The organism is Comamonas suwonensis, assembly GCF_012844455.2.
GTDB lineage: Bacteria > Pseudomonadota > Gammaproteobacteria > Burkholderiales > Burkholderiaceae_C > Comamonas > Comamonas suwonensis.
In genome coordinates this window covers 140,049-163,743 of the sequence record NZ_JABBCQ020000004.1, presented here as the reverse complement: position 1 = coordinate 163,743, position 23,695 = coordinate 140,049, and the positions used below count along the sequence as shown (strand labels likewise).

Annotated in this window: 22 protein-coding genes; 14 read left to right on the top strand and 8 right to left on the bottom strand. The window is 59.9% G+C overall.

Translation table 11 applies throughout. From position 1 onward, the window contains the following. Positions 1 to 5 precede the first annotated feature (5 nt). From murD to HF327_RS06055, 11 genes are all read left to right on the top strand, one after another. Positions 6 to 1,928 carry a UDP-N-acetylmuramoyl-L-alanine--D-glutamate ligase gene (gene murD, locus HF327_RS06105; RefSeq protein WP_169107401.1) on the top strand — a complete coding sequence of 641 codons (1,923 nt, stop codon included), beginning with the start codon at positions 6 to 8 and terminating at the stop codon, positions 1,926 to 1,928. Next, positions 1,925 to 3,196 carry a putative lipid II flippase FtsW gene (ftsW, locus tag HF327_RS06100; RefSeq protein ID WP_169107400.1) on the top strand — a complete coding sequence of 424 codons (1,272 nt, stop codon included), beginning with the start codon at positions 1,925 to 1,927 and terminating at the stop codon, positions 3,194 to 3,196. Before murD ends, ftsW begins: the two co-directional genes overlap by 4 nt. Further along, on the top strand, positions 3,193 to 4,278 hold the full coding sequence (murG, locus tag HF327_RS06095) for an undecaprenyldiphospho-muramoylpentapeptide beta-N-acetylglucosaminyltransferase (RefSeq protein ID WP_169107399.1): 1,086 nt from the start codon (positions 3,193 to 3,195) through the stop codon (positions 4,276 to 4,278). The genes ftsW and murG overlap by 4 nt, the downstream gene beginning before the upstream one ends. Beyond that, complete coding sequence (murC, locus tag HF327_RS06090) at positions 4,275 to 5,711, top strand: UDP-N-acetylmuramate--L-alanine ligase (protein ID WP_169107398.1); 1,437 nt, start codon at positions 4,275 to 4,277, stop codon at positions 5,709 to 5,711. Before murG ends, murC begins: the two co-directional genes overlap by 4 nt. Next, entirely contained in the window at positions 5,708 to 6,679 is a 972-nt protein-coding gene (locus HF327_RS06085) for a D-alanine--D-alanine ligase (RefSeq protein ID WP_169107397.1), read from the top strand. Before murC ends, HF327_RS06085 begins: the two co-directional genes overlap by 4 nt. Next, on the top strand, positions 6,676 to 7,482 hold the full coding sequence (locus HF327_RS06080) for a cell division protein FtsQ/DivIB (RefSeq protein ID WP_169107396.1): 807 nt from the start codon (positions 6,676 to 6,678) through the stop codon (positions 7,480 to 7,482). Before HF327_RS06085 ends, HF327_RS06080 begins: the two co-directional genes overlap by 4 nt. 72 nt (positions 7,483 to 7,554) lie before the next feature. Further along, a complete protein-coding gene (gene ftsA / locus HF327_RS06075) occupies positions 7,555 to 8,784 on the top strand; it encodes a cell division protein FtsA (RefSeq protein WP_099735718.1) in 1,230 nt (409 codons plus the stop codon). 146 nt (positions 8,785 to 8,930) lie between these two features. Continuing rightward, on the top strand, positions 8,931 to 10,124 hold the full coding sequence (gene ftsZ, locus HF327_RS06070) for a cell division protein FtsZ (RefSeq protein WP_099735719.1): 1,194 nt from the start codon (positions 8,931 to 8,933) through the stop codon (positions 10,122 to 10,124). 253 nt (positions 10,125 to 10,377) lie between these two features. Continuing rightward, positions 10,378 to 11,301, top strand: a complete 924-nt coding sequence (gene lpxC / locus HF327_RS06065; protein WP_169107395.1) for a UDP-3-O-acyl-N-acetylglucosamine deacetylase — start codon at positions 10,378 to 10,380, stop codon at positions 11,299 to 11,301. A 10-nt stretch (positions 11,302 to 11,311) separates the two neighbouring features. Beyond that, positions 11,312 to 11,488, top strand: coding sequence for a hypothetical protein (locus HF327_RS06060; protein WP_169107394.1), 177 nt, complete (start codon positions 11,312 to 11,314; stop codon positions 11,486 to 11,488). Positions 11,489 to 11,695: 207 nt separating this feature from the next. Beyond that, a complete protein-coding gene (locus tag HF327_RS06055) occupies positions 11,696 to 12,133 on the top strand; it encodes an RcnB family protein (RefSeq protein ID WP_169107393.1) in 438 nt (145 codons plus the stop codon). Between the two features lie 286 nt (positions 12,134 to 12,419). Here HF327_RS06055 and ruvC read toward each other — a convergent pair whose 3' ends face one another. From ruvC to HF327_RS06025, 6 genes are read right to left on the bottom strand one after another with little or no spacing between them, the layout of a single operon-like run. Next, complete coding sequence (gene ruvC, locus HF327_RS06050) at positions 12,420 to 12,968, bottom strand: crossover junction endodeoxyribonuclease RuvC (RefSeq protein WP_169107392.1); 549 nt, start codon at positions 12,966 to 12,968, stop codon at positions 12,420 to 12,422. Positions 12,969 to 12,987: 19 nt separating this feature from the next. After that, positions 12,988 to 13,704 (bottom strand): monofunctional biosynthetic peptidoglycan transglycosylase, encoded by a 717-nt coding sequence (gene mtgA, locus HF327_RS06045; RefSeq protein ID WP_169107391.1) that lies wholly within the window; start codon positions 13,702 to 13,704, stop codon positions 12,988 to 12,990. 15 nt (positions 13,705 to 13,719) lie between these two features. After that, the gene (gene aroE / locus HF327_RS06040; RefSeq protein WP_169107390.1) at positions 13,720 to 14,586 is read right to left on the bottom strand and encodes a shikimate dehydrogenase; all 867 of its coding nucleotides are present in this window, start codon (positions 14,584 to 14,586) and stop codon (positions 13,720 to 13,722) included. A 56-nt stretch (positions 14,587 to 14,642) separates the two neighbouring features. Then, entirely contained in the window at positions 14,643 to 15,503 is an 861-nt protein-coding gene (locus HF327_RS06035; protein ID WP_169107389.1) for an energy transducer TonB, read from the bottom strand. A gap of 29 nt (positions 15,504 to 15,532) precedes the next feature. Further along, positions 15,533 to 17,605 carry a ribonuclease catalytic domain-containing protein gene (locus tag HF327_RS06030; RefSeq protein WP_169107388.1) on the bottom strand — a complete coding sequence of 691 codons (2,073 nt, stop codon included), beginning with the start codon at positions 17,603 to 17,605 and terminating at the stop codon, positions 15,533 to 15,535. Between the two features lie 57 nt (positions 17,606 to 17,662). Next, positions 17,663 to 18,247 carry a YqiA/YcfP family alpha/beta fold hydrolase gene (locus HF327_RS06025; RefSeq protein WP_169107387.1) on the bottom strand — a complete coding sequence of 195 codons (585 nt, stop codon included), beginning with the start codon at positions 18,245 to 18,247 and terminating at the stop codon, positions 17,663 to 17,665. Between the two features lie 184 nt (positions 18,248 to 18,431). Between HF327_RS06025 and rodA the strand changes: the two genes are divergently transcribed. Both rodA and tldD read left to right on the top strand, forming a co-directional pair. Next, positions 18,432 to 19,613 (top strand): rod shape-determining protein RodA, encoded by a 1,182-nt coding sequence (gene rodA / locus HF327_RS06020; RefSeq protein WP_169107386.1) that lies wholly within the window; start codon positions 18,432 to 18,434, stop codon positions 19,611 to 19,613. Positions 19,614 to 19,985: 372 nt separating this feature from the next. Then, positions 19,986 to 21,446 (top strand): metalloprotease TldD, encoded by a 1,461-nt coding sequence (gene tldD, locus HF327_RS06015; RefSeq protein WP_169107385.1) that lies wholly within the window; start codon positions 19,986 to 19,988, stop codon positions 21,444 to 21,446. A 262-nt stretch (positions 21,447 to 21,708) separates the two neighbouring features. Here tldD and HF327_RS06010 read toward each other — a convergent pair whose 3' ends face one another. After that, positions 21,709 to 21,966: a hypothetical protein gene (locus HF327_RS06010; RefSeq protein ID WP_169107384.1), complete on the bottom strand. Its 258-nt coding sequence runs from the start codon at positions 21,964 to 21,966 to the stop codon at positions 21,709 to 21,711. An 11-nt stretch (positions 21,967 to 21,977) separates the two neighbouring features. Here HF327_RS06010 and HF327_RS06005 point away from each other — a divergent pair, with 11 nt between their 5' ends. Then, a complete protein-coding gene (locus tag HF327_RS06005) occupies positions 21,978 to 23,138 on the top strand; it encodes a 3-deoxy-7-phosphoheptulonate synthase (protein WP_169107383.1) in 1,161 nt (386 codons plus the stop codon). Between the two features lie 94 nt (positions 23,139 to 23,232). On the opposite strand, the gene HF327_RS06000 is transcribed toward HF327_RS06005, so the two are convergent. Next, positions 23,233 to 23,604 (bottom strand): YqcC family protein, encoded by a 372-nt coding sequence (locus HF327_RS06000; protein WP_169107382.1) that lies wholly within the window; start codon positions 23,602 to 23,604, stop codon positions 23,233 to 23,235. Positions 23,605 to 23,695: the final 91 nt, after the last annotated feature.

Here is a 23,695-nt window from a genome sequence, read left to right as displayed (position 1 = left end):
TCGCCATGCAGGACGAAGACCTCAAGCACGGTGATCAGGCTCTGATGCAGGAGTCGGAAGACGCTATGCAAATGCAAGCGACTGACGCTCATCTGCAGGTGACTTCAGAACTAACTGCTGCTGAAGCACATGAATCTGAAGCGGTAGCTGCTACTGAAGTTGAAGCAGTACAAACGGCTACAGCCGTCGCCGAAGGTCTGGCCCCGGCTCTGGATGCCGAGCCGGTTCCTGATATCTCCACCTTGACGGCCGCCAGAGATGCGGCCGCCTTTGTGGCACAAATTTTTGCCGACCCCAGCATCTCGGATGCAGCCGACGGCGAGGTCACGCAAGCCCAGGAAGAGCCTGAAGAGGCTGAAGCTGAAGTGGTGGAGCTGCCGCCCGTGCCTGCTCTGTGGCCTCAGGGCGCAGCCCAGCATCTGCAGGGCCAGCGCGTGCTGATTCTGGGGCTGGGCATTTCGGGCATCGCCATGGCGCGCTGGTGCGCGCGCGCTGGTGCCGAGGTCATCGTGGCGGATACCCGCGAGACGCCGCCCTTCCTGTCTGCTCTGCAGGCCGAGTTGCCCGGCGTGCGTTTTGTCGCCGGTGAATTCACGGCCGCTCTGGTCGATGGCCGGAGCCTGAGCTCTGTCTACCGCTCGCCGGGCCTGAGCCCTGTCAGCGTGGCACCAGTCTTCAATGCCGCGCGCAGCATCGGTCTGCCCACGGGCGGTGAGCTGGATCTGTTTGCCTTTGCCCTCAAGGGACTGCGCGAAGCTCACGGTTACGCGCCCAAGGTGCTGGGTATCACCGGCACCAATGGCAAGACCACGGTCACCTCGCTGACCGGGCAATTGCTGGAAAACGCTGGCTTGTCTGTGGGCGTGGCTGGCAATATCGGCCCGACTCTGCTCGATACGTTGTCCCAGCGCATTGACGCCGAAACGCTGCCGCAGGCCTGGGTACTGGAGCTGTCCAGCTTCCAGCTTGATGATTGCCATGGGTTCGAGCCCACGGCCGCCACCGTGCTCAATATCACGCAAGACCATCTGGACTGGCATGGCGGTATGCCTGCCTATGCGGCAGCCAAGGCCCAGGTCTTTGGCGAGCAGGGCCTGATGGTGCTGAACCGTGAAGATCCCGTGGTCATGGCCATGCTGCCCGCCGCAGTGCCGGTTCCCGGTAAGCGTGGCAAGACTTTCCAGCGTGCGTATGTCACCTTTGGGGGCGACATGCCGCGCCGTCCCGGCGACTTTGGTCTGGAAACCGTCAACGGCATGACCTGGCTGGTACGCGCTCATGAGGCCGATGAAACCAGCAAGGGCAAGCACGCCGACGACCTGCACATTACCCGCCTGATGCCAGCGGATGCACTGCGAATTCGTGGTCGTCACAACGCCATCAATGCCTTGTCAGCACTGGCGCTGGCAACCGGCGCGGGCTGTAATCTGGCACCGCTGCTCTATGGTCTGCGTGAATATCGCGGCGAGCCGCATCGTGTGCAGCCCATTGGCCGCGTGAGCGATGTCGAATATTTTGACGACAGCAAGGGCACGAATGTGGGCGCCACTGTGGCGGCTCTCATGGGTTTGGGTCCTGATCACCGTATCGTGGTGATCCTGGGTGGTCTGGGCAAGGGTCAGGATTTTGCGCCGCTGGCTGCACCGGTGTCGCGCTATGTGCGCGCTGCGGTGCTGATTGGTCAGGATGCGCCTCTCATCCGTGAAGCCCTGGCCGATTGTGGCGTGACACTGGTGGATGCGACCACCATGCAGGATGCCGTGCAGCATGCCGCCCGCCTGGCCCATGCCAACGATGCCGTGCTGCTCTCGCCCGCCTGCGCAAGCATGGACATGTTCAAAGACTACGCAGACCGCGCCCACCAGTTTGTGGAAGCGGTACGTGAGCTGGCGCTGGATACCGGCCAGCAACTGGAGGATGGTGCATGACTGCCGCCTTCCTGACCAGCCTCTCCGGCCGCATGCGCTCTTGGTTTCGCAGCGCTGAGGACAAGCCCATTGATGTACTTCCCGTGCGCGTGGGCGGGCCTTTGTATGACCGTCCCACCCGCACGCCAGCCAGCGTGCTGGGCCTTGATCAGGCATTGATCTGGGTCGTCATCGCCTTGCTGGCCTGGAGTCTGGTCATGGTGTATTCGGCGTCGATTGCGATGCCGGATAACCCGCGTTTCGGCAAAATTCAGCCCTATCACTTCCTGCTGCGCCACACCATGTCCATCGGCATGGCGTTTGTAGGGGCGTTGCTGGCCTTCCAGGTTCCCATGAATGTCTGGGAGAAGGTGGCACGCAAGCTGTTCGTGGTCTCCATCTTGCTGCTGGTCGCGGTGCTGATTCCGCACGTAGGCACGGTGGTCAACGGCGCGCGGCGCTGGCTGTCGCTGGGCATCATGAACTTCCAGCCGTCCGAGCTGGCCAAGTTCTCCATCTTGATCTATGCCGCTGACTACATGGTGCGCAAGATGGAAGTCAAAGAGCGCTTCTTCCGCGCCGTGCTGCCCATGGGGTTGGCCGTGGTGGTGGTCGGCGTGCTGCTGCTGGCCGAGCCTGACATGGGCGCTTTCATGGTGATCGTCGTGATCTCCATGGGTATTCTGTTTCTGGGCGGCGTGAACGCACGCATGTTCTTCATCATCGCGCTGCTGGTGGTGGCCGCGTTTGCGATGATTATTGCGACCTCGGAATGGCGTCGCGAACGTATTTTTGCCTACCTCGATCCCTGGGATGAAAAGCACGCACTGGGCAAGGGCTACCAGCTCTCGCACGCGCTGATTGCTATTGGCCGGGGCGAAATATTCGGCGTGGGTCTGGGCCGCAGCGTGGAAAAACTGCACTGGCTGCCCGAAGCACATACCGACTTCTTGTTGGCCGTGATTGGCGAAGAGTTCGGCCTGATTGGTCTGCTGGTGATTGCCGCCGTCTTCTTCTGGCTGACCCGCCGCATCATGCTGATCGGTCGCCAGGCCATTGCCCTTGACCGGGTGTTTGCAGGGCTAGTGGCGGAGGGTGTGGCGATCTGGATGGGCTTTCAGGCCTTTATCAATATGGGTGTGAATTTGGGCGCGCTGCCAACCAAAGGCCTGACTCTTCCGTTAATGAGTTTTGGCGGTTCGGCCATTTTGATGAATTTGATTGCGATAGCTGTGGTGCTCAGAGTTGATTACGAAAACAAGCTGCTGATGAAGGGAGGCCACGCATGAGTCTCCCGGTTTCTAGAAACAAGCAACGCACCGCGCTGGTCATGGCTGGCGGTACCGGTGGTCATATCTTCCCTGGTCTGGCGGTGGCGCAAGAGTTGCGTGCGCGCGGCTGGAATGTGCACTGGCTGGGCACGCCCGGCTCCATGGAGTCGCGCATCGTGCCGCCGCAAGGCTTTGCACTGGAGCTGATCGAGTTTGGCGGCGTGCGCGGCAAGGGCATCAAGACCCTGCTGCAACTGCCCTTCAAGCTGCTCAAGGCTTTCTCTCAGGCGCGTGGCGTGATCAAGCGCGTGCAGCCCGATGTGGTTATCGGTCTGGGTGGCTATCTCACGGTGCCCGGTGGCCTGATGGCCGCGATGTCTGGTGTGCCGGTGGTGTTGCATGAGCAGAACTCTGTCGCCGGCATGGCCAACAAGGTGGTGGCCAAGGTTGCCAAGCGCGTGTTCACGGCTTTCCCCAAGGTGTTTGCCAAGGGCGAGTGGGTGGGCAACCCGTTGCGTCAGCCGTTTCTGGAGCAGGGCGCACCTGCCCAGCGCTTTGCAGGCCGCACTGGCGCGCTCAAGCTGTTGATTGTGGGTGGCAGTCTGGGCGCGAAGGCGCTCAACGAGATCGTACCCAAGGCGCTGGCCTTGATTTCTGCCGATCAACGCCCTCAGGTGACGCATCAGAGCGGTGCTGCGCAAATCGATGCACTGCGTGCTAACTATCAGGCGGCTGGTGTGCAGGCCGAGCTGATCCCGTTTATTGATGACACGGCCAAGGCCTTTGCCGAGGCGGATGTCATCGTCTGCCGCGCCGGTGCCAGCACCGTGACCGAGATTGCTGCCGTGGGCGCCGCAGCGGTTTATGTGCCCTTCCCGGCAGCGGTGGATGACCACCAGACAAGCAATGCCCGTTTTCTGGTCGATGCCGGAGCGGGGTGGTTGATGCCACAAAGTACTCTGAGCCCCCACGGGTTGGCTGAAATGCTACAAAATATGCAGCGCGCTACGCTGTTGGAGCGCGCTGAACTCGCGAAGAAAATGCAAAAGATTGATGCCACCGAGAAGGTGGTTGCCGCTTGTGAGGAACTGGCCGCATGAAACACGCCATTCAACACATTCACTTTGTCGGTATTGGTGGCTCCGGCATGAGCGGTATTGCAGAGGTTCTGCATAACCTGGGTTACGTTATTTCGGGCTCCGACCTGGCTGATAGCGCCACGCTGCGCCGCCTGTCGGGTCTTGGCATCAAGACTTTTGTGGGTCATGCGGCCGAGAATATTTCGGGCGCTGATGCCGTGGTCACATCGACCGCCGTGCAAGGGGACAACCCCGAGGTCGTGGCCGCTCGCGAGAAAAAAATCCCCGTCGTGCCTCGCGCGCTGATGCTGGCTGAGCTGATGCGCTTCAAGCAAGGTATCGCCATTGCTGGTGCGCATGGCAAGACCACGACCACCAGCCTGGTAACCAGCGTGCTGGCCGAAGCGGGTCTGGACCCAACCTTTGTGATCGGCGGCAAGCTCAATAGCGCTGGCGCCAATGCCAAGCTAGGCCATGGCGACTACATCGTGGTCGAGGCGGACGAGTCCGATGCCTCCTTTCTGAACCTGCTGCCCGTGATGGCTGTCGTCACCAATATCGACGCCGACCATATGGAAACCTACGGCCACGACTTTGGCCGTCTGAAGCAGGCGTTTGTTGATTTTCTGCACCGCATGCCGTTCTATGGCCGCGCCATCCTGTGTCTGGATAGCCCTGCGGTGCGCGAAATTCTGCCCAAGCTGGCCCGTCCGGTGACGACTTACGGCTTTGCCGAAGACGCTCAGGTGCGCGCCATCAATGTGCGAGCCGAAGCCGGCCGCATGTGCTTCACGGTCAAGCGCTGCCTGGGCGAGCAAACCTACCCGGATCTGGATGTGGTGCTGAGCCTGCCTGGCGAGCACAACGTTTTGAATGCGCTGTCTGCCGTGGTCGTGGCCATGGAGCTGGAAATTTCCGACGAGGCACTGCTGCGTGCACTCGAAGGCTTCAAGGGCGTGGGCCGCCGCTTCCAGCGTTACGGTGATCTGCCTGCGAGCAATGGCGGCGTGTTCACTGTCATCGACGACTATGGTCACCACCCGGTTGAAATGGCGGCCACGTTGGCTGCTGCGCGCGGAGCCTTCCCCGGTCAGCGGCTGGTGTTGGCCTTCCAGCCCCACCGCTACAGCCGCACGCGCGACTGCTTTGAGGACTTTGTGAAGGTCATCGGCAGCGCGGATTCCGTGCTGCTGGCCGAGGTCTATGCCGCTGGCGAGGCGCCCATCGTGGCGGCGGATGGTCGCTCTCTGGCCCGCGCGCTGCGCGTGGCTGGCAAGGTGGAGCCTATTTTTGTGGAAGACATTGCCGATATGCCGACGGCCATTGCGGCCAACGCGCAAGGCGGCGATGTGTTGCTGTGCATGGGTGCTGGCTCTATCGGTGCCGTGCCTGGGAAACTGGTTGAAATGCTTCAAAAACAAGAGCTGGCTGCGCCCGCTGGGAGCGAGCAATGAGCACATTTGGCACAAATATTGATGTGAAGGCACTGGGCAAGGTTGCCGTGCTGATGGGTGGCCGCTCGTCCGAGCGTGAAGTCTCGCTGATGTCGGGGTCGGGCGTGCTGGCCGCGCTGCAGTCCAAGGGTGTGGATGCCCACCAGTTTGACCCGGCAGAGCAGGGCCTGGACCAGCTCAAGGTCCAAGGCTTCGACCGCTGCTTTATCGCGCTGCACGGCCGCTTCGGTGAAGACGGCACGGTGCAGGGCGCGCTGGAGTTGCTGGGCATTCCTTACACCGGTTCGGGCGTGATGGCCTCGAGCATTGCCATGGACAAGGTCATGACCAAGCGCATCTGGCGCTTTGAAGGCCTGCCCACACCGGACTGGCGCATGGTGGCTTCGGCCGATGAAACCCGCGCGGCGTTTGAAGCGCTGGGTGCGCCCATGATCGTCAAGCCCGCACGTGATGGCTCCAGCATCGGTCTGACCAAGGTGATGAATGCCGAGGAATGTGCCAAGGCCTATGCGCTGGCCGCACAGTACGACGCAGAAGTGCTGTGCGAGGAATTCATCACCGGTGATGAAACGACCTGCCCCGTGCTGGGCACCGGTGCCAAGGCGGGCGCGCTGCCCGTGATTCGCATCGTGGCGCCCGAAGGCAACTACGACTATCAGAACAAGTACTTCACCGACACCACGCAGTACCACTGCCCCAGCGGTCTGCCGGCAGATGAAGAGACCGAGATCCAGCGCATTGTGGAAAAAGCCTTCCGCACGCTGGGCTGCCGGGGCTGGGCACGTGCCGACATCATGATTCGCGCCAGCGATCGCAAGCCTTTCTTGCTGGAAATCAATACGTCGCCGGGCATGACAGGGCATTCTCTCGTTCCCATGGCTGCGAGAGCCTCCGGTGTGAGTTATGAAAACCTGTGCTTGGGCATTCTGGCCATGAGCGCACTGGATGGAGACGCGGAGAAGCCATGAACCGCAGCCAGCCCACATCTGTCGTCCCGTTCGACGTCAAGCTCATGAACATCACCGCCACGGTCATGTTCATGGGGTGCTTGGCCGCGTGCGTGATGACTGTGGGGTGGTGGTTGATGCGAACTCCGGCCTTCAATATTGGCCGCATCGTGGTGGAAGGTGAGTTGGTGCACAACAACGCCGTGACGCTGCGCGCCAATGTGGCGCCCGTGCTCAAAGGCAACTTCTTTACCGTGGACCTGAAGGCGGCTCAGCATGCCTTTGAGCAAGTGCCCTGGGTTCGGGAGGCGCAGGTGCGCCGCGAATACCCGAATGGCCTGCGCGTGTCTTTGAAGGAGCATGTGGCGGAGGCCTTCTGGGGTCCGGAGACCAGCACCGGTCTGGTGAACAAGGCCGGTGAAGTGTTTGAAGCTAACCTGGGTGAGCTCGACCGCGAAGGTCTGCCGCGGCTGCAAGGGCCTGAGGGTTCGGCCCCGCGCGTGCTGCAGATGTACCACTCGCTGGCTCCAGCACTGAAGCCACTGCATGTGGGGCTGGACAGTCTGACGCTGAATGCCCGTGGCAGCTGGGATGCTGTGCTGGACAACGATGCTCAGATTGAACTGGGTGGCGGCACGACGGAAGACGTGCTGCAACGCGTGCAGCGCCTGGTGCGCACATTGCCTCAGATTACTTCTCAATACCAGCGCTCGGCTGCGGATCTTGCATCCGCTGATTTGCGCTACGAAGACGGCTATGCCTTGCGACTCAAGGGCGTAACAACTGGATCCTCCGCGCCGGCATCTGCCAGGCCCAGACGATGAACCGGAGCAGGAACGCAGGTATGCAAGGCGCACATAAAGACAAGACGGAACTTACCGAGGGCGGATGCTGATATGGCAAGAGAATACAAGGATGTGATCGTTGGGCTGGATATCGGCACAGCCAAAGTCATGGCTGTGGTGGCTGAGGTTCTGTCCAATGGAGAGCTCAAGCTGGCGGGTCTGGGTGTAGCGCCCAGCAACGGCCTCAAGCGCGGCGTGGTTGTCAATATCGACGCTACCGTGCAGAGCATTCAGCAGGCCCTGAAAGAGGCCGAGTTGATGGCCGACTGCAAAATTCAGCGGGTCTGTACCGGCATCACGGGCAGTCATATCCGTGGCCTCAATTCCAGCGGCATGGTGGCCATCAAGGACAAGGAAGTCTCGTCCACCGACATGGCCCGCGTGATGGAAACCGCCAAGGCCATCAATATTTCGTCCGATCAGCGACTGCTGTTGGTGGAAGCGCAGGAGTTCGTCATTGACGGTCACGAAGTGCGCGAGCCCATCGGCATGAGCGGCATTCGCCTCGAAGCCAAGATTCACATCGTGACCGGTGCGCAAAGTGCTGCCGAGAACATCATCAAGTGCGTGCGTCGCTGCGGCCTGGAAGTGGAGCAGTTGCTGCTCAACCCACTGGCATCCGCGCAAGCCGTGCTGACCGACGACGAGCGCGAGCTGGGCGTGGCGGTGGTCGATATCGGTGCGGGTGCGACCGATGTGGCTATCTTCACGGGTGGCGCTATTCGTCACACAGCCGTGATTCCGATTGCCGGTGACCTGATCACCAGCGACATCGCCATGGCGCTGCGCACGCCCACCAAGGATGCGGAAGATATCAAGGTTGAAAGCGGCTACGCCAAGCAGTTGCTGGCCGACCCCGACGCGCAAGTCGAAGTGCCGGGCCTTGGTGACCGCAGCCCCCGCATGATCAGCAAGCAGGCGCTGGCGGGTGTGATTGAGCCGCGTGTCGAAGAAATTTTCTCGTTGGTGCAGCAAGTCATCCGCGAGTCTGGGTACGAAGAAGTTCTGTCTTCGGGCATCGTGCTTACCGGCGGCAGTGCCGTCATGCCCGGAATGATCGAGCTGGGCGAGGACATCTTCCTCAAGCCCGTGCGCCGTGGTCTTCCTAAATATTCGGGTGCGCTGGCCGACATGGTTGCCCAGCCCCGTGCTGCCACCGTGATGGGCTTGCTTGATGAAGCACGCCTGGCACGCATGCGCGGCTACAAGGTGGCCCAGAAAAGCGGTTCCATGAAGACCGCTTTTGGCCGGTTCAAAGACTTTATCGTGGGGAACTTCTGACATGAACCCTCATCGCATGTTCATTACCGGCCCCCCTTCGATGGACTTTTTTCGGTATCGAAGGCGACGACAGCAAACGCCTCACGTTTCGACGATTTCTTTTCCACTGCAGCGACAAACCACCACTAGAGAACAGGAGCATCACCATGCCTATCGACATGATTGAAACTGAAGAATTCAACCAAGGCACGCAGATCAAGGTGATCGGCGTCGGCGGCGGCGGCGGTAATGCCGTTGACCACATGATTGAACGCAGCGTGCAAGGCGTTGAATTCATCACGGCCAATACCGATGCTCAAGCTCTGCTGCGCAGCCGCGCCCACCGCACCATCCATCTGGGGGGCAGCGGCCTGGGCGCAGGCAGCAAGCCTGAAAAGGGGCGTGAGTCTGCGGAGCTGGCGGTGGACGATATTCGCGCTGCGATTGAAGGCGCTCACATGCTCTTCATTACGGCGGGCATGGGTGGTGGTACTGGTACCGGTGCATCGCCTGTGATCGCACGAGTGGCCAAGGAAATGGGCATTCTGACGGTGGGTGTGGTGACCAAGCCTTTCGACTGGGAAGGTGGCCGCCGCATGCAAAACGCTGACAACGGCCTGGCCGAGCTGGAAGCGAATGTGGACTCGCTGATCGTGGTGCTCAATGAAAAGCTGCTCGATGTGCTGGGTGACGATATCTCCCAGGATGAGGCGTTTGCCCATGCCAACGATGTTCTGAAGAACGCCGTGGGCGGTATTGCCGAAATCATCAACGAGTACGGCCATGTGAACGTCGACTTTGAAGACGTGCGCACCGTGATGGGCGAGCCAGGCAAGGCCATGATGGGCACGGCCAAGGCCGCAGGCCCTGACCGTGCCCGCATCGCTGCCGAGCAAGCGGTGGCTTGCCCATTGCTCGAAGGCATTGATCTGTCTGGTGCCAAGGGTGTGCTGGTGCTGGTGACTGCGGCGAAGGGCAGCCTGAAGCTGTCCGAGTCGCGTCTGGCCATGTCCACCATCAATGCCTACGCTTCGCCTGATGCACACGTGATCTACGGCGCTGCCTACGACGACTCGCTGGGTGATGAAATCCGCGTGACCGTGGTCGCTACCGGCCTGTCGCGCCCCAACGTGCGCCGCCAGAACATTCAGGTGGTGCAGGGCGGTTTGCGCACTGGTACTGACAACGTCGCAGTGGGTCTGCCTCCCATTGGCGGTCTGGATTACGGCACGGCCAATACCAATGTGCCCAGCGTCTGGCGCACCAACCGCACCCAGGCTTCGGAGCGTGTGAGCGCACTGGCGTCTGGTGGCATGGATGATGTGGAAATCCCCGCATTCCTGCGCAAGCAGGCTGATTGAGGGAAACACCCCCTGAGGCGCTTTGCGCTTTCCCCCTCTCTCGCCTTGCGGGAGGGGGACGACAGCATCGCTGCGGGGCGTCCCTTGCTTGCTGTCTCTTTGATGGGGCGTGCCTATTCAAGCGGTTTGCGTCAGCCGTTAGCAGCTTTGGTTCGTTAAGAGTTGAGGCCCATCAGTTCGCTGTATCGCAGCGATTAAGACAACCCTGAGTTGGTATATGCCTTCTCGGGGTTGTCGCATTTAAAATAACGACATGCTTCAGCAACGCACCATCAAGACTATTTCCCGTGCCGTAGGCGTGGGCCTGCACAGCGGCCAGCGTGTCGAGTTGACACTGCGCCCTGCCCAGCCTGATACCGGCATCGTATTTCGTCGCGTGGATTTGCCTGAGCCTGTGGATATTCCTATTTCTGCCGAGGCCGTGACCGATACGCGCATGGCGTCTACCATCGGCACCGGTGGTGCCAAGGTGCATACGGTGGAGCACCTGATGTCGGCCATCGCCGGTCTGGGCATCGACAACATCTATGTGGACACTACGGCTGAAGAAGTGCCGATTCTGGATGGCTCGTCTTCGTCCTTCGTGTTTTTGCTGCAAAGCGCAGGCATTGAGCTGCAAAAAGCGCCCAAGCGCTTTATCCGCATCAAGAGCCCGGTTGAAGTGCGAGAAGGCGAGGGCCAGAGCCTGAAGTGGGCACGTTTTGACCCCTATCACGGCTTCAAGCTGCGCTTTGAGATCGACTTTGCCCACCCGGCAGTGGATTCCACGGGGCAGTGTGTGGAGTTTGATATGGGGGTCGACAACTACACCCGCGACATCGCGCGAGCCCGCACCTTTGGCTTTACCAAGGATGTGGAAATGCTGCGCAACAACGGTCTGGCGCTGGGCGGTGGGCTGGATAACGCCATCGTCATGGATGACTACAAGGTGCTCAATAGCGATGGCTTGCGCTATGACGACGAGTTCGCCAAGCACAAGATTCTGGATGCCATCGGCGACTTGTACCTGATCGGCAAACCCATCCTCGGTGCCTATAGCGCCTTTCGCTCGGGTCACGGCCTGAACAACAAGCTATTGCGTGCCATGCTGGCTCAGCCCGAGACCTGGGAAATTGTGACCTTCGAGAACGAGCGCCAGGCACCTCAAGGTTTTGCGCTGCCGGCGCAGGCCTGGTAAGCGAGGCAGCATGCTGATCTTTCGCTGGCTGGCCACGCTGCTGATTCTGGCTTCGGCATTGAGCTTTGCCTTCTATCTCGGGACTGGCAAGCAGTCGTACAAGCGCCTGGGCTTTTTGTTGTTCAAGTGGACGGTGATTGCGGGATTGGCCTTTTTTGCCGTGATGTTGGTGGGGCGCGTTATCTAGGCATTGTCGCCATGTTGATGTTGATGCATTTGAAATGCATAGCTGTCAGAGCTTGATACACAAGCGCTACAGCTGTATTTGCTTTGTAAAGCACAGGCAAAAAAGCGGTAAAAGACCTAGGTTCAGCTTGCCGCTGGGCGTGATTGGGCGAAGATGCATGCATGGCCTCGCAATCTGTTACGTGCCTTGCTTCAGAAAGGAAAAACTATGTCCCGTCTGACCTCTCGCATTCTTTCCGCCTCCGTCGCTGCCTGTCTGGGTTTGGGGAGTCTGGCCGTCCAGGCCCAGCCCGGCCCGCCTCCCGGCCATGGTTCGCAAGACATGCGCCATGGCGGCCGCCATGATGACCGTGGTCGCAGCCACGACAACCAGCGCCGTGACGATCGCCGTTTTGACGAGCGCCGGGCTGATAACCGCTATGACCGCCGCGATGATCGCCGTGGTGCCGGCCCAGACCACAACTGGCAGCGCGGCTACCGCGTGCCGCCCCAGTACCGCTCGCACCACTATGTCGTCAACGACTGGCGCGGCCACCACTTATCGGCTCCTCCGCGTGGCTATCAATGGGTGCAGAACGGTGCTGACTATTTGTTGATCGGCATTGCCACGGGCGTGATCGCCAATATGGTGCTGGGCGGCTATTAAGAGCCGCCCACACAGCCCTTGATACGTCGTTGCTTCGCCTAGTTGTACCTGTTGTACTGCCTTCGGCCTCGCGCTTCGTCTCAACCGTAAATCTTTGGTTTACTGGGTTGTGTTAACGGCGCTAAGAACCTGAGCGAACCCAAAAGAAAGCCGTGGCGTGCCACGGCTTTTTTGCGTCTGGACGCGCAGCGGCAATGAGCATGAGCCAGATCAGAGGCGCCCAGCAAAAGCCGCCTCGCGGCGACCGCGCCGTCTCCTGGGGGAAGCCGCAAAGCGGCACAGGGGGTTAATAGACTCTTCCGCCCTTGAACATGGCGTGCTGCTTGCGCTGCAGATCGGTGGATTTGGCCATCAAGCTCATGGCCGCGTGGGCGTGGGCATGGGTAATGGCCAGCCCCAGTGCATCGGCGGCATCGGTGCCGGGCAGGCCGGGCAGCTGCAGCAGGCGTTTGACCATTTCCTGAATCTGATTTTTGGCCGCACGGCCATGGCCGGTCACGGCTTTTTTCATCTGCAAGGCGGTGTACTCAGACACAGGAAGGTTGGCGTTGACCAGTGCTGTCAGCGCTGCGCCGCGTGCTTGTCCCAGCAGCAAGGTGGACTGGGGGTTGACGTTGACGAAGACGATTTCTACAGCAGAGCAATCAGGGCTGTAGCGTGAAGCGACTTCCGAGATACCGTCAAACAGCACTTTGAGGCGACCCGGCAAATCACCCAGCTCCATTTTGTTGGTGCGTATGGTGCCGCTGGCCACATAGCTCAGGCGCTGGCCTGCCATGTCGATAACGCCAAAGCCCGTGGTCTGCAGGCCGGGGTCGATTCCTAGAATTCGCATGGTTTGACTGTAGCGCTTCTCAAGGGGCGGTCACCATCGGTATGTATCTTGCAATAGTGCGCGTGCGCTGAGCCAGATAGCGCGACTGTGGCATTTTTTCAAAGCGCTTGGGTGCAGGCAGCATGGCGGCAAGCCGGGCTGCATCGCTGGCGCTGAGCTGGGCTGCGCTTTTGCGAAAGTAGTGCTGGGCAGCAGCTTCGGCACCAAATACGCCATGGCCCCATTCCACGTTGTTGAGATAAATCTCCAGAATGCGCTGCTTGCTCAACATCAACTCCAGCAACTGGGCGAGGAGCAGCTCTTGCCCCTTGCGCAGAAAATTGCGCTCGCCAGAGAGCAGCAGGTTCTTGGCCAGCTGCTGTGTGATGGTGGAGCCGCCATAGACCTTGGCCGGTTTTCCGCTATCGCTTTGCTCAGCTTTGGCTTCGGCCTTTGCGTTGCGTTGCCAGGCTTTCTGGATGGCATCCCACTGCACGCCGTGGTGATCCATAAAGCCAGCATCCTCAGACGCAATCACCGCACGTGTCAAATTGCTGGAGATTTTTCCGTAGTCCACCCATTGCTGGCGCCAGCGCAGACCGTCTTCACTATGGGCCAATTGCCACGCTTCAGAGCGCTGATAGGTCGTGGATTCCGGGTCAAGCCAAGCCATGACTGCGATGCGTGCTACAAAAAATAATTGCAGCAGCAAAGCTGCGCAAAGCACCAGCAGGAGCAGACGGGCAAAGGCTTTCATGGCGAGCAGGCCGTATTAACGCGCGGCTTCGGTTTGCAGCAGTTCGCGTAATTCCGCCAGGACTTGAGCCGAGGGCGGGCGCACGCCGCGCCACATGGCAAAGGACTCAGCGGCTTGCTCCACCAGCATGCCAAGGCCATCACGCGCTAGCGCGCCATGGCTGCTGGCCCAGTCCAGGAAATTTTGGGCGGCGGGACCATACATCATGTCGTAGGCCAGACTGCGTGCGTGCAGCACGCTGGCGGGCGCGGGCACATCAGCCCCGGACAAACTGCTGGCCGTGGCGTTGATGATGATGTCGAAACATTGCGTCAAATCGGCCTCTAGCGCCTGTCTTTCAAGCGCAATCAGCTCTACTTTATGTAGCGCGGCGATAGCGGCGTGCTGGGCGACCAGTACTTCGGCTCTGGCGTGGGTGCGGTTCACCACGGCAATACGGCGGGGCTTTTGCTCCAGCAATGAGCCTAAAGCGCCAGCCGCTGCGCCACCCGCACCCAGCAGCAGCACATCACACCCGGCAATCGCGATGCCCGCGTTGCGGGTGATATCGGCCACGATGCCCAGACCATCGGTATTGTCCGCATGAATGCCGCTGGCGCTGAAGACCAGGGTGTTGGCGGCACCGGCCAGACGCACGCGCTCGCTGGCGCTGGTAGCCAACTCGGCCGCCTGCAGCTTGAAGGGCACGGTGACGTTGCAGCCCTTGCCACCGGCGGCGGCGAAGTCCTGCACAAAGGTCGCAAAGCCGTCGAGCGGGACCCATGTGCGCTCATAGCTCAGTGGCTGGCCTGTCAGTTCGGCAAAACGGGCGTGAATCCAGGGGGAGCGGCTATGGGCAACGGGGTTGCCTGCAACGCAGTACGAGTCGGTGGTGGCGGTCATGAAAGTCGGGGCTGCTGCAGCAGCCGCTGGTGATGCGGTGGGGGCACAGCCGGGGCTTAGTGCACGCTGGTTTCCAGCGTCTGGTCGCGGGTGAAGAGAAAGCGCGAGACCACGGCGATCTGATCGGCCTTGGTGCGCATGGCCGGGCCAAAGTGGCCGTAGGGGCCGGCAGCGCGGGCAATGGCTTCGGCGCGGGTATCCAGCATGCGGTTGCCCGAGCCTTGCACCACTTCGGTGGACAGCACGTGGCCGTCGTGGTTCACAGTCAGCACAAGGACCAGCTCGCCGTAGAGCTTCTGGCCCTTGTTTTCGGGGAAGTTCTCTGTGCCCTTGTCTTCCACCTTGCGGCGCAGCGCGTCGTAATAGACGGCATACACGGCTTCCTTGGTTGAGGGACTGATGTAGCGCTTTTTGGGGCGAGCGTTCTCGGCGTTGATGCGCTTTTCAATCTCGGCCAGCATCTTGATGAGCTGCAGCCGCTTTTCTTCCTGCGATTCCTTGGCCGGATTCTCGGCGTTCAGGCGCGGGTCCATGGGAGGCAGCGCGGCGACTTGCTGGCGCAGTTGGGTCAGCAACTGATGCTGCTGCTCCTGCATGGCGTCGAGCTGGCGCTGCTTTTCCTCAAAATCATCGCCCACAGCGGTGAGGGCCGAGTAGGGCATGGGGCTGGTGGCCCGCCCCTTTTCCGCATCGCCGCCGCCGGCCAGCGAGGTCTGGGCAATGGCCGCAGCCTTGTCCGGTGTCTCGTTGGCGCGGGCGTTGACCAGAATCACTTCCAGAGGCGTGTCCTGAAACACGCGCTCGAAGCTCTCAGGGTCTACAAACCGGATGGTCAGCAATACGGCATGTACGGCAATCGATACGCCCAGCGCCAGCTGCAGCGTGCTCAGTCGTTGAAGAGAGGAGGGCAGTTTCACGGCGGCGTCAGGGCGATGGTGAGTAGAGGTCAGGACTGTGGCTTGTCGGCGGCAGGGGCTTCGGCGTCGTTCATGTCCACCGCAATGGCGATAGGACCGGCCACCGTGTCGTCATCGTCCTCGCCGCTGTCGTCACCTTCGGCCTGCGCATCGGCGCTGGCATCCAGACGCTCGATCAGCGTACCGGTGATGTCCAGTGAGATTTCGTCAATCTCGCCGAGCTTGATGCGGATATGTGCACCACGCGGCAGGTTTTGCGCGCCCAGCACAGGCAGCACCAGCGGCAGATTGTCGGCGCGCACCAGGAAAGAACCATTGGGGCCTTCCTTGAATACGCTGGCCGTCAGCTCGGTAATGCCGTTCTGCTCCAGATACTTGAGCGTCCAGAAACGTTCCATACCGGCCTGGTAGCTGTTGTAGGCGCTGTAAGCACCATCAAAGCTGCTGATGATGCCGAACAGCTCAGCATCCTTGGGCTTGAAGGGCGCAGCCAGGGCGGCAGTCTTACCGTGGCGGGCGCAAGCAATGATCTGCCACTGGTTGACCAAGTCCACATAGCGGCGCAGCGGGGAGGTGGCCCAGGAGTAGGCCTTCACGCCAATACCGGCGTGGGGCAGCGCCTTGGTGCTCATGCGCACCTTCATGCCAGGGGCCAGGCTGGCCTGGCTGCGGTAGATGCCGGGCACGCCGTGCTCGGCCAGCATCAGACCCCAGGTGCTGTTGGCCACAATCGCAGCTTCGGCCACGATCAGGTCCAGCGGCGCGCCACGCTTGCGCACGGAGATCTGCACCTGCTCGCTGCCATTGGGTTCGGCACCGTCGTTGCCGACGAGCCGGAAGTTGTAGTCCGGGCGGCTGAAGTTCTCGGGCTTGCCACGCACCACTTCGCGGTTGGCCTTGAGAAATTTGGACCAGCGCTGCAAAAATGTGAGCTCCTTGCGCTTGTTCAGCAAGGACTCTGGCGTGTTTTCGACCTCAATCGAGGTATCGCTCAGCCACTCTTCGGTCACGATATGGTCGAGCTTGTCGTAGCGGAAGTTGACATCCACGGGCACGCGCTCAAGACGGGTTTCGGTGGCCGTGGTCTCCAGCGTGTCCTCGTTGATGGTCACATACAGCGACACGGCGGGGTTGGCGCGGCCTTCATCCAGTGTGTAAATCTGCACCACCTCATCAGGCAGCATGGTGATCTTGTAGCCGGGCATGTAGACCGTGGACAGGCGGTTGCGGCCCAGCTTGTCCAGCTCGCTGCCGGGCGTGATGGCCAGGCCGGGGGCGGCAATGTGAATACCCACGGTAACCGTGCCAGTGCCCAGACCGGTGACGGACAGGGCATCATCGATTTCAGTGGTCGCCGAATCGTCGATGGAGAACGCCTTGACCTCGGCCAGAGGCAGGTCTGCAGGTGGCTGGGGTGCTTCCAGAGCCGGGAAGCCCGTGCCTTTGGGAAAGTTGTCGAACAGGAAGCGCTTCCAGTGGAACTGGTAGGCCGAGTCGATGGCGCCTGCGCGGTGTAGCAGGTCCAGTGGGGCCATGCGGGTGGCGCGGCTGGCCTCGACTACGGCCTTGTATTCAGGGGCGTTCTTGTCAGGCTTGAACAGAATTTTGTAGAGCTGCTCGCGAATGGCCTGCGGGCATTCGCCGCGGCCCAGCTCTTCGGCCCAGCCGTCAATCTGCGCCTGAATCAGCTTTTTCTTTTCAATGGCCGCCAGCGCCTGCTGCAGGATTTCAGCAGACGCTTTCTTGAAGCGGCCCTTGCCTGCGCGGCGGAAGTAGTGCGGTGCATCAAACAGGCAGAACAGCGCACCGGCCTGCTGTGCCAGCGTGGCCGACTCGGAAAAATAGTCGCGCGCCAAGTCGGCAAAGCCAAACTCTTCATCGGGCGCAAATTCCCAGGCCAGATCCAGATCGATCTCGCTGGCCAGTGCCTGGCCCTGGGCCATCAGCTCGGCGGGAGCCGGTTTCTCGAACTTGAGCAGGATATTGGCGGACTTGACCTTGACCCGTTTGCCCGAGTCCAGTTCGACTTGGGCAGAGGATTCGGCTTCAGAGAGGATGCGTCCGGCCAGAAATTTGCCGGCTTCTTCAAACAGTGCGTGCATAGCCGTGTATTTTCCCACGAGCGGACGACCTAGCGTGGTCTGAATTCCTGGTTGAGCTCAAGCCAGGGTCAGAAATTCTTCCACGCGGCCCAGGTATTCCTCAAAATTAGACAGGGCATGGTCGCCACCTTCCTGCACCAGTTGCAGGGCGTGGGGGTAGCGCGCGCTCATTTCGGTCCAGTCCAGCACCTCGTCACCCTGGGCAATCAAAACCATCTCCGGGGCTGCGGGCGTCATGCTGCGGGTGTCGAGCAGGCGCAATTCATCGATGTATTCAGGACGAAAGAAGAATTTTTCTTCCGGGTCATGCCAGCTGGCTTGCTCGCCAATGTATTTCTCCAGATCACGGGCCGGGTTTACGGCTGGGTTGATCAGCACGCTCTTGCAGCGGGCCAGTTGCGCCACCCAGCTGGCGTAATAACCGCCCAGCGATGAGCCCATGACGGACATGCTCTGGCGCGGCCAGCTGGCAATGCCTTCGACAATCAAAGATGCGGCATCGCGCGGGGACGGCGGCAGTTGCGGGCACCACCAACGAACCTTGGGGTGCTTGGCGCTGACGTAGTCCGCCATGATGCGGGCCTTGTTGGATTGAGGGGAGGAGCGAAAGCCGTGCAGATAAAGCAGGTGGGTGGTTGTCATGGCGGCAATCTCCTCTCGTTAATAAAGCAGCTTTTCAGTACCGATCATTGTGGCCTGTTTAGGCCTTAGCCTATCAGCGGGGAAGGCCTGTAGCGGGCTGAATGGGGTGCATCAGTATTGAGTCGTCAGCAAAGCTCAACCTTGCAATGCGCACGGAGGTCTGCTCCCCCGATAATTGCCGCCCATGTCCGCCATCGAATTCGATAAACCCTCGCTGTTGCAGCGCATTGTTCCGCTGTTTCGCGGCTTTGACTTTCTGCTGCTTTTGTTTATAGCCATGCTCGCGGGGGCCGGGTTGCTGGCCATGTACTCGGCGGGCTTCGATCACGGTACGCGCTTTGTGGATCACGGGCGCAACATGCTGATTGCGGCGGGCCTGCTGTTTTTGCTGGCGCAGATACCGCCGCAGCAGCTGATGAAGGTGGCCGTGCCGCTGTATGCCGTGGGTGTGGCGCTGCTGGTGGCCGTGGTGCTTTTTGGTATTACCAAGAAGGGGGCTACGCGCTGGGTGAATGTGGGCGTGGTGATTCAGCCCTCCGAGATTTTGAAAATTGCCACGCCGCTGATGCTGGCCTGGTGGTTTCAGCGCCGCGAAGGTAATTTGCGTGCTTCAGACTTTGCGATTGCCTTTGTGCTGCTCATGGTTCCCGTGGGGCTGATCATGAAGCAGCCTGACTTGGGCACTTCGCTGCTGGTGATGGCTGCGGGCCTGTCTGTCATCTTCTTTGCGGGCCTGCCCTGGAAACTCATCGTGCCGCCTGTGGTGCTGGCCGTGGTCGGCATCTTTCTCATCGTCTGGTTCGAGCCGCAGCTCTGCGCTGACGGCGTGAGCTGGTATCTGCTGCATGACTACCAGCGCACCAGAGTCTGCACGCTGCTGGACCCCACGCGTGACCCGTTGGGCAAGGGCTTTCACATTATTCAGGGCATGATCGCCATTGGCTCGGGCGGGATCTGGGGCAAGGGCTTCATGGCCGGCACGCAGACCCACCTTGAATTCATTCCCGAGCGCACCACCGACTTCATTTTTGCCGCCTATTCCGAAGAGTTCGGGCTGGTGGGTAATCTGTTCATCATCGTCGGTTTCTTGCTGCTGGTCTGGCGCGGCCTGGCGATTGCCATGCATGCCAACTCGTTGTTTGGCCGTCTCATGGCTGCCGCCGTGGCCATGATTTTCTTTACCTATGCCTTTGTGAACATGGGCATGGTCAGCGGCATTCTTCCCGTGGTAGGCGTGCCTTTGCCCTTTATCAGTTATGGCGGCACCGCCATGGTCACGCTGGGGCTGGCGCTAGGCGTGCTGATGTCGGTTTCGCGGGCGCAGCGTCAGTTGCCGGGCGGTGATGGGCATATTCCCCATGGGTAAAAATCCGGGGACAACTAACTGCTATCAAAAAAGAAGCTGCAAGCGCTTGTTCATAAAGCGGTAGCGCGTGATTTGACTCTGATTTCATGAGTCAGCGGGGCGTTTACAGCATTGAAAATAGCCAGTAGTTCCCTTTGACCTCTTGCCTGGAGTGTGAACAGCGTTTACAAACGACTCTGGAGGGGCCAGAAGACCGATCATGCGGGAGCGGCAAAGGCCCAAGGGGCTTCTGTGATGCAATGCGGGCAGCACAGAAACCTGCGCGAGTGAATAGAGCGGAATGTTGTCCAGCCTGGTGGGGGGACATTCCGCTCTTTTTTATGGTGCATCCACCAATGCGTCAGGACTTGTAGCTATCTCTACAATGTATCCATGATTTCCCGCGAACCCACCATCGAACGCTTGGCCACGGCCCGTCAGTTGCTGCTTGAGCCTTTCGGCCTGGACGAAACCCATCTTGCGCGCGCGCTTGCCGAAATTCGCTCGCACCAGGTGGATGACGCCGATCTCTATTTCCAGTACACCCGCGCCGAAGGCTGGAGCTTGGAAGAGGGCATCGTCAAGACTGGCTCCTTCTCCATTGATCAAGGCGTGGGCGTTCGCGCTGTCAGCGGCGAGAAGACGGCATTTGCCTATTCCGACGATATTTCCGAAGCCTCCTTGCTGGATGCCGCACGCACCGTGCGCTCCATCTCCAGCGCAACCCAGACCCGCCGTGTCAAGGTTGGTGTCCAGAAGATTGCGCAAAGCCGCTCTCTCTACCCTGAACTGGACCCCATCAGCACGATGGACAGCACGGCCAAGGTCGAACTGCTGGGCAAGGTGGAAAAGCTGGCGCGTGCCAAGGACCCTCGCGTGGTGCAAGTCATGGCCGGTCTGGCCAGCGAATACGATGTGGTGATGGTCGCCCGTGCCGATGGCACGCTGGCCGCTGACGTGCGACCGCTGGTGCGCCTGTCGGTGACCGTCATTGCTGAGCAAAAGGGCCGCCGTGAGGTGGGCTCTTCCGGTGGCGGCGGACGCTTCGGTCTGGCTTACTTCAGCGATGAGCAAATCACCCAGTACGTGGATGAAGCCGTGCACTCCGCACTGGTCAACCTCGAATCACGCCCCGCGCCTGCGGGCGTGATGACGGTGGTGCTGGGCTCGGGCTGGCCCGGCGTGCTGTTCCATGAAGCCGTCGGTCATGGTCTGGAAGGCGATTTCAACCGCAAAGGCTCCAGCGCCTTCAGTGGTCGCATCGGTCAGCGCGTAGCTGCCAAGGGCGTCACCGTGCTGGACGATGGCACGATCCCTGATCGCCGTGGTTCGCTCAATGTGGATGATGAAGGCCATGTCAGCCAGCGCAATGTGCTGATTGAGGATGGTATTTTGAAGGGCTACATTCAGGATTCGATGAATGCCCGCCTCATGGGCGTCAAGCCCACGGGTAATGGTCGTCGTGAAAGCTATGCGCACATCCCTATGCCGCGCATGACCAATACTTACATGCTGGGTGGCGATAAGGACCCGCAGGAAATCATCGGCTCCATCAAAAAGGGCCTGTACGCCAGCAACTTCGCCGGTGGGCAGGTGGACATTACCAGCGGCAAGTTTGTGTTCTCGGCCAGCGAAGCCTATTGGGTGGAAAACGGCAAGATCCAGTACCCCGTCAAGGGTGCGACCATCATCGGAAGCGGCCCAGAGTCGCTCAAGCACATCAGCATGATCGGCAACGATATGCGCCTGGACTCCGGTGTGGGCACCTGCGGCAAGGAAGGTCAGAGCGTGCCTGTGGGTGTGGGCCAGCCTACGCTGCGTATCGATGGCCTGACGGTCGGCGGAACGGCCTGATACGGCACTTTTCGGCGGCTTGCCCGCTGAAATGCTCAACCCCGCTCTGCATGGCAGGCCGGGGTTTTGTTATTTCTGGGTCTTGAAAAGGGTTGAAAAGATCGGTTTTTCAGGGGGGTGATGGCTAAGCGATAAATACGGCATTTTCGCTGAAAAATTGCATTGATTATGGGTGAAACCGTTTTCAATTCAATAAAATTCTAAAAAATTAAGAAAAACGCAAAATTACTGCGTTTAAAAATCATCAAAAGAATTCCTTTTTTCAGAGGGGAAGTGTTTTTTTGGCGAGACTTTTGCGCCTGCCGCTGATGTTGCATTGCAAAATAGCTGTGCTACATTGAAAGACATGCAAACCCAACGCGCTTATTTCTTTTACTTTTGGCTCTCGCCCCAGGCGGCTGAGAGGTAATAGCGCGCACCCCGCAAACACCTCCCAAAGAACCGCCGAAGCTGCAAAGCCCGGCGGTTTTTTTATGCCCACGTTCCAGCTCCCCCGGTTTTCAAAGATCAAAGACTTCACGAAAGATTGCCATGACTGCTCTGAACACTTCCGCCACTGACTCCTGGTATCGCACCGGTTCTCCCAAGACAGGCCAGACCGATGACGCACGTATCAAGGACATCACAGTGTTACCCCCTCCAGAGCACCTCATTCGTTTCTTCCCCATCTGCGGCACTGCCGTGGAGACGCTGATCAGCGACACCCGTCGCAGCATCCACAACATCATGCGTGCCGAGGATGATCGCCTGCTGGTCATCGTCGGCCCTTGCTCGATTCACGATCCGGCTGCGGCTTTGGAATACGCCCGCCGCCTGGCCGTGGTGCGTGAGCAGTACAAGGACACGCTGGAAGTAGTGATGCGCGTGTATTTCGAGAAGCCCCGTACCACGGTGGGCTGGAAGGGCTTGATTAACGACCCCTACCTAGACCAGAGCTACCGCATTGATGAAGGCCTGCGCATTGCACGTCAGCTGCTGATCGACATCAACCGCATGGGTGTGCCTGCTGCCAGCGAGTTCCTGGACGTGATCTCTCCCCAGTACATCGCCGACCTGATCAGCTGGGGTGCGATTGGTGCCCGTACGACGGAAAGCCAGGTGCACCGAGAACTGGCTTCGGGCATCTCGGCACCCATCGGTTTCAAGAATGGTACGGATGGCAATATTCGCATCGCAACCGATGCCATCCAGTCCGCTAGCCGTGGTCACCATTTCCTGTCTGTGCACAAGAATGGTCAGGTCGCAATTGTGCACACTGGTGGCAATCAAGATTGCCACGTCATTTTGCGCGGTGGTAAGACACCTAACTATGATGCGGATCATGTGGCCGCTGCTTGCAAGGATCTGGAGGCAGCAGGCCTGATGCCGACCTTGATGGTGGACTGCAGCCACGCGAACAGCAGCAAGCAGCACGAGCGCCAGAAGGATGTCGCACGCGACATTGCCGCTCAGATCGCTGGTGGCTCGAACAGAGTGTTCGGTGTGATGATTGAAGGCCACCTGGTCGGCGGAGCCCAGAAATTCACCCCCGGCAAGGACGAGGTCAGCAAACTGACTTATGGCCAGAGCATTACCGATGCCTGCCTGAACTGGGAAGACTCTGTCGCCACGATGGAAGAGCTGTCGCAAGCCGTGCTTCAGCGCCGTCAGGCGGCTGTGGCCAGCGTGAAAGAAGCTGAAGTGGCCGCCTGATCAGCGCGCCTTGCTTGAACGAAACAGGCCACAAGACAATTGCGTCTTGTGGCCTGTTTGTTGATCTATAGGGCTATATAGATCAGGTGAGGGCTTAGTGTTTGGCGTCTGGAATGGATTCTGGGGTCATTTCGCAGCCGTTGAGGGTTGAATCAATGCGGTTGATGAGACGCAGCAATTGGCCTTTGTCGAAGTGGGTGTGCTGCTCCCACTCATGGCTGGCCAGTGGGTAGACATGGCTTTGATGAGGCAGGGTGCCCTTGGCATCCATCAGGGCGCGCAGGCGCGGAATGTAGACCCACTGTAGCCATTCATGCAGCTTGAGGGTGTCATACATAAAGGGCGTTGTGGACTCCAGCGCCTTGGGGTCAGGAGCCACTGCTGACCAGAGTTTCTGGGCTTGCAACTCAACTTCCAGTTGCTGCAGGTTCTCGCGTAATTCTTGATAGATGTTTTCAGCGGTCATGTTCATGGGCTCCTGGGGGCGTTGCTGTGCAACTCACAAATAAGCTGCCAAGTATGTAAGTGCTCTCGTTGAAATTTCAAGCCTGCAGTGA

What these genes read in the sequence shown, in the direction of transcription:
- HF327_RS06085 (WP_169107397.1), top strand. Translation starts at nt 5,708, where the DNA reads ATGAGCACATTTGGCACAAATATTGATGTGAAGGCACTGGGCAAGGTT.
- HF327_RS06080 (WP_169107396.1), top strand. Translation starts at nt 6,676, where the DNA reads ATGAACCGCAGCCAGCCCACATCTGTCGTCCCGTTCGACGTCAAGCTC.
- ftsW (WP_169107400.1), top strand. Translation starts at nt 1,925, where the DNA reads ATGACTGCCGCCTTCCTGACCAGCCTCTCCGGCCGCATGCGCTCTTGG.
- rodA (WP_169107386.1), top strand. Translation starts at nt 18,432, where the DNA reads ATGTCCGCCATCGAATTCGATAAACCCTCGCTGTTGCAGCGCATTGTT.
- mtgA (WP_169107391.1), bottom strand. Translation starts at nt 13,704, where the DNA reads ATGAAAGCCTTTGCCCGTCTGCTCCTGCTGGTGCTTTGCGCAGCTTTG.
- HF327_RS06005 (WP_169107383.1), top strand. Translation starts at nt 21,978, where the DNA reads ATGACTGCTCTGAACACTTCCGCCACTGACTCCTGGTATCGCACCGGT.
- HF327_RS06030 (WP_169107388.1), bottom strand. Translation starts at nt 17,605, where the DNA reads ATGCACGCACTGTTTGAAGAAGCCGGCAAATTTCTGGCCGGACGCATC.
- ruvC (WP_169107392.1), bottom strand. Translation starts at nt 12,968, where the DNA reads ATGCGAATTCTAGGAATCGACCCCGGCCTGCAGACCACGGGCTTTGGC.
- tldD (WP_169107385.1), top strand. Translation starts at nt 19,986, where the DNA reads ATGATTTCCCGCGAACCCACCATCGAACGCTTGGCCACGGCCCGTCAG.
- murC (WP_169107398.1), top strand. Translation starts at nt 4,275, where the DNA reads ATGAAACACGCCATTCAACACATTCACTTTGTCGGTATTGGTGGCTCC.
- aroE (WP_169107390.1), bottom strand. Translation starts at nt 14,586, where the DNA reads ATGACCGCCACCACCGACTCGTACTGCGTTGCAGGCAACCCCGTTGCC.
- lpxC (WP_169107395.1), top strand. Translation starts at nt 10,378, where the DNA reads ATGCTTCAGCAACGCACCATCAAGACTATTTCCCGTGCCGTAGGCGTG.
- murG (WP_169107399.1), top strand. Translation starts at nt 3,193, where the DNA reads ATGAGTCTCCCGGTTTCTAGAAACAAGCAACGCACCGCGCTGGTCATG.
- murD (WP_169107401.1), top strand. Translation starts at nt 6, where the DNA reads ATGCAGGACGAAGACCTCAAGCACGGTGATCAGGCTCTGATGCAGGAG.
- HF327_RS06060 (WP_169107394.1), top strand. Translation starts at nt 11,312, where the DNA reads ATGCTGATCTTTCGCTGGCTGGCCACGCTGCTGATTCTGGCTTCGGCA.
- HF327_RS06055 (WP_169107393.1), top strand. Translation starts at nt 11,696, where the DNA reads ATGTCCCGTCTGACCTCTCGCATTCTTTCCGCCTCCGTCGCTGCCTGT.
- ftsA (WP_099735718.1), top strand. Translation starts at nt 7,555, where the DNA reads ATGGCAAGAGAATACAAGGATGTGATCGTTGGGCTGGATATCGGCACA.
- HF327_RS06000 (WP_169107382.1), bottom strand. Translation starts at nt 23,604, where the DNA reads ATGACCGCTGAAAACATCTATCAAGAATTACGCGAGAACCTGCAGCAA.
- HF327_RS06025 (WP_169107387.1), bottom strand. Translation starts at nt 18,247, where the DNA reads ATGACAACCACCCACCTGCTTTATCTGCACGGCTTTCGCTCCTCCCCT.
- ftsZ (WP_099735719.1), top strand. Translation starts at nt 8,931, where the DNA reads ATGCCTATCGACATGATTGAAACTGAAGAATTCAACCAAGGCACGCAG.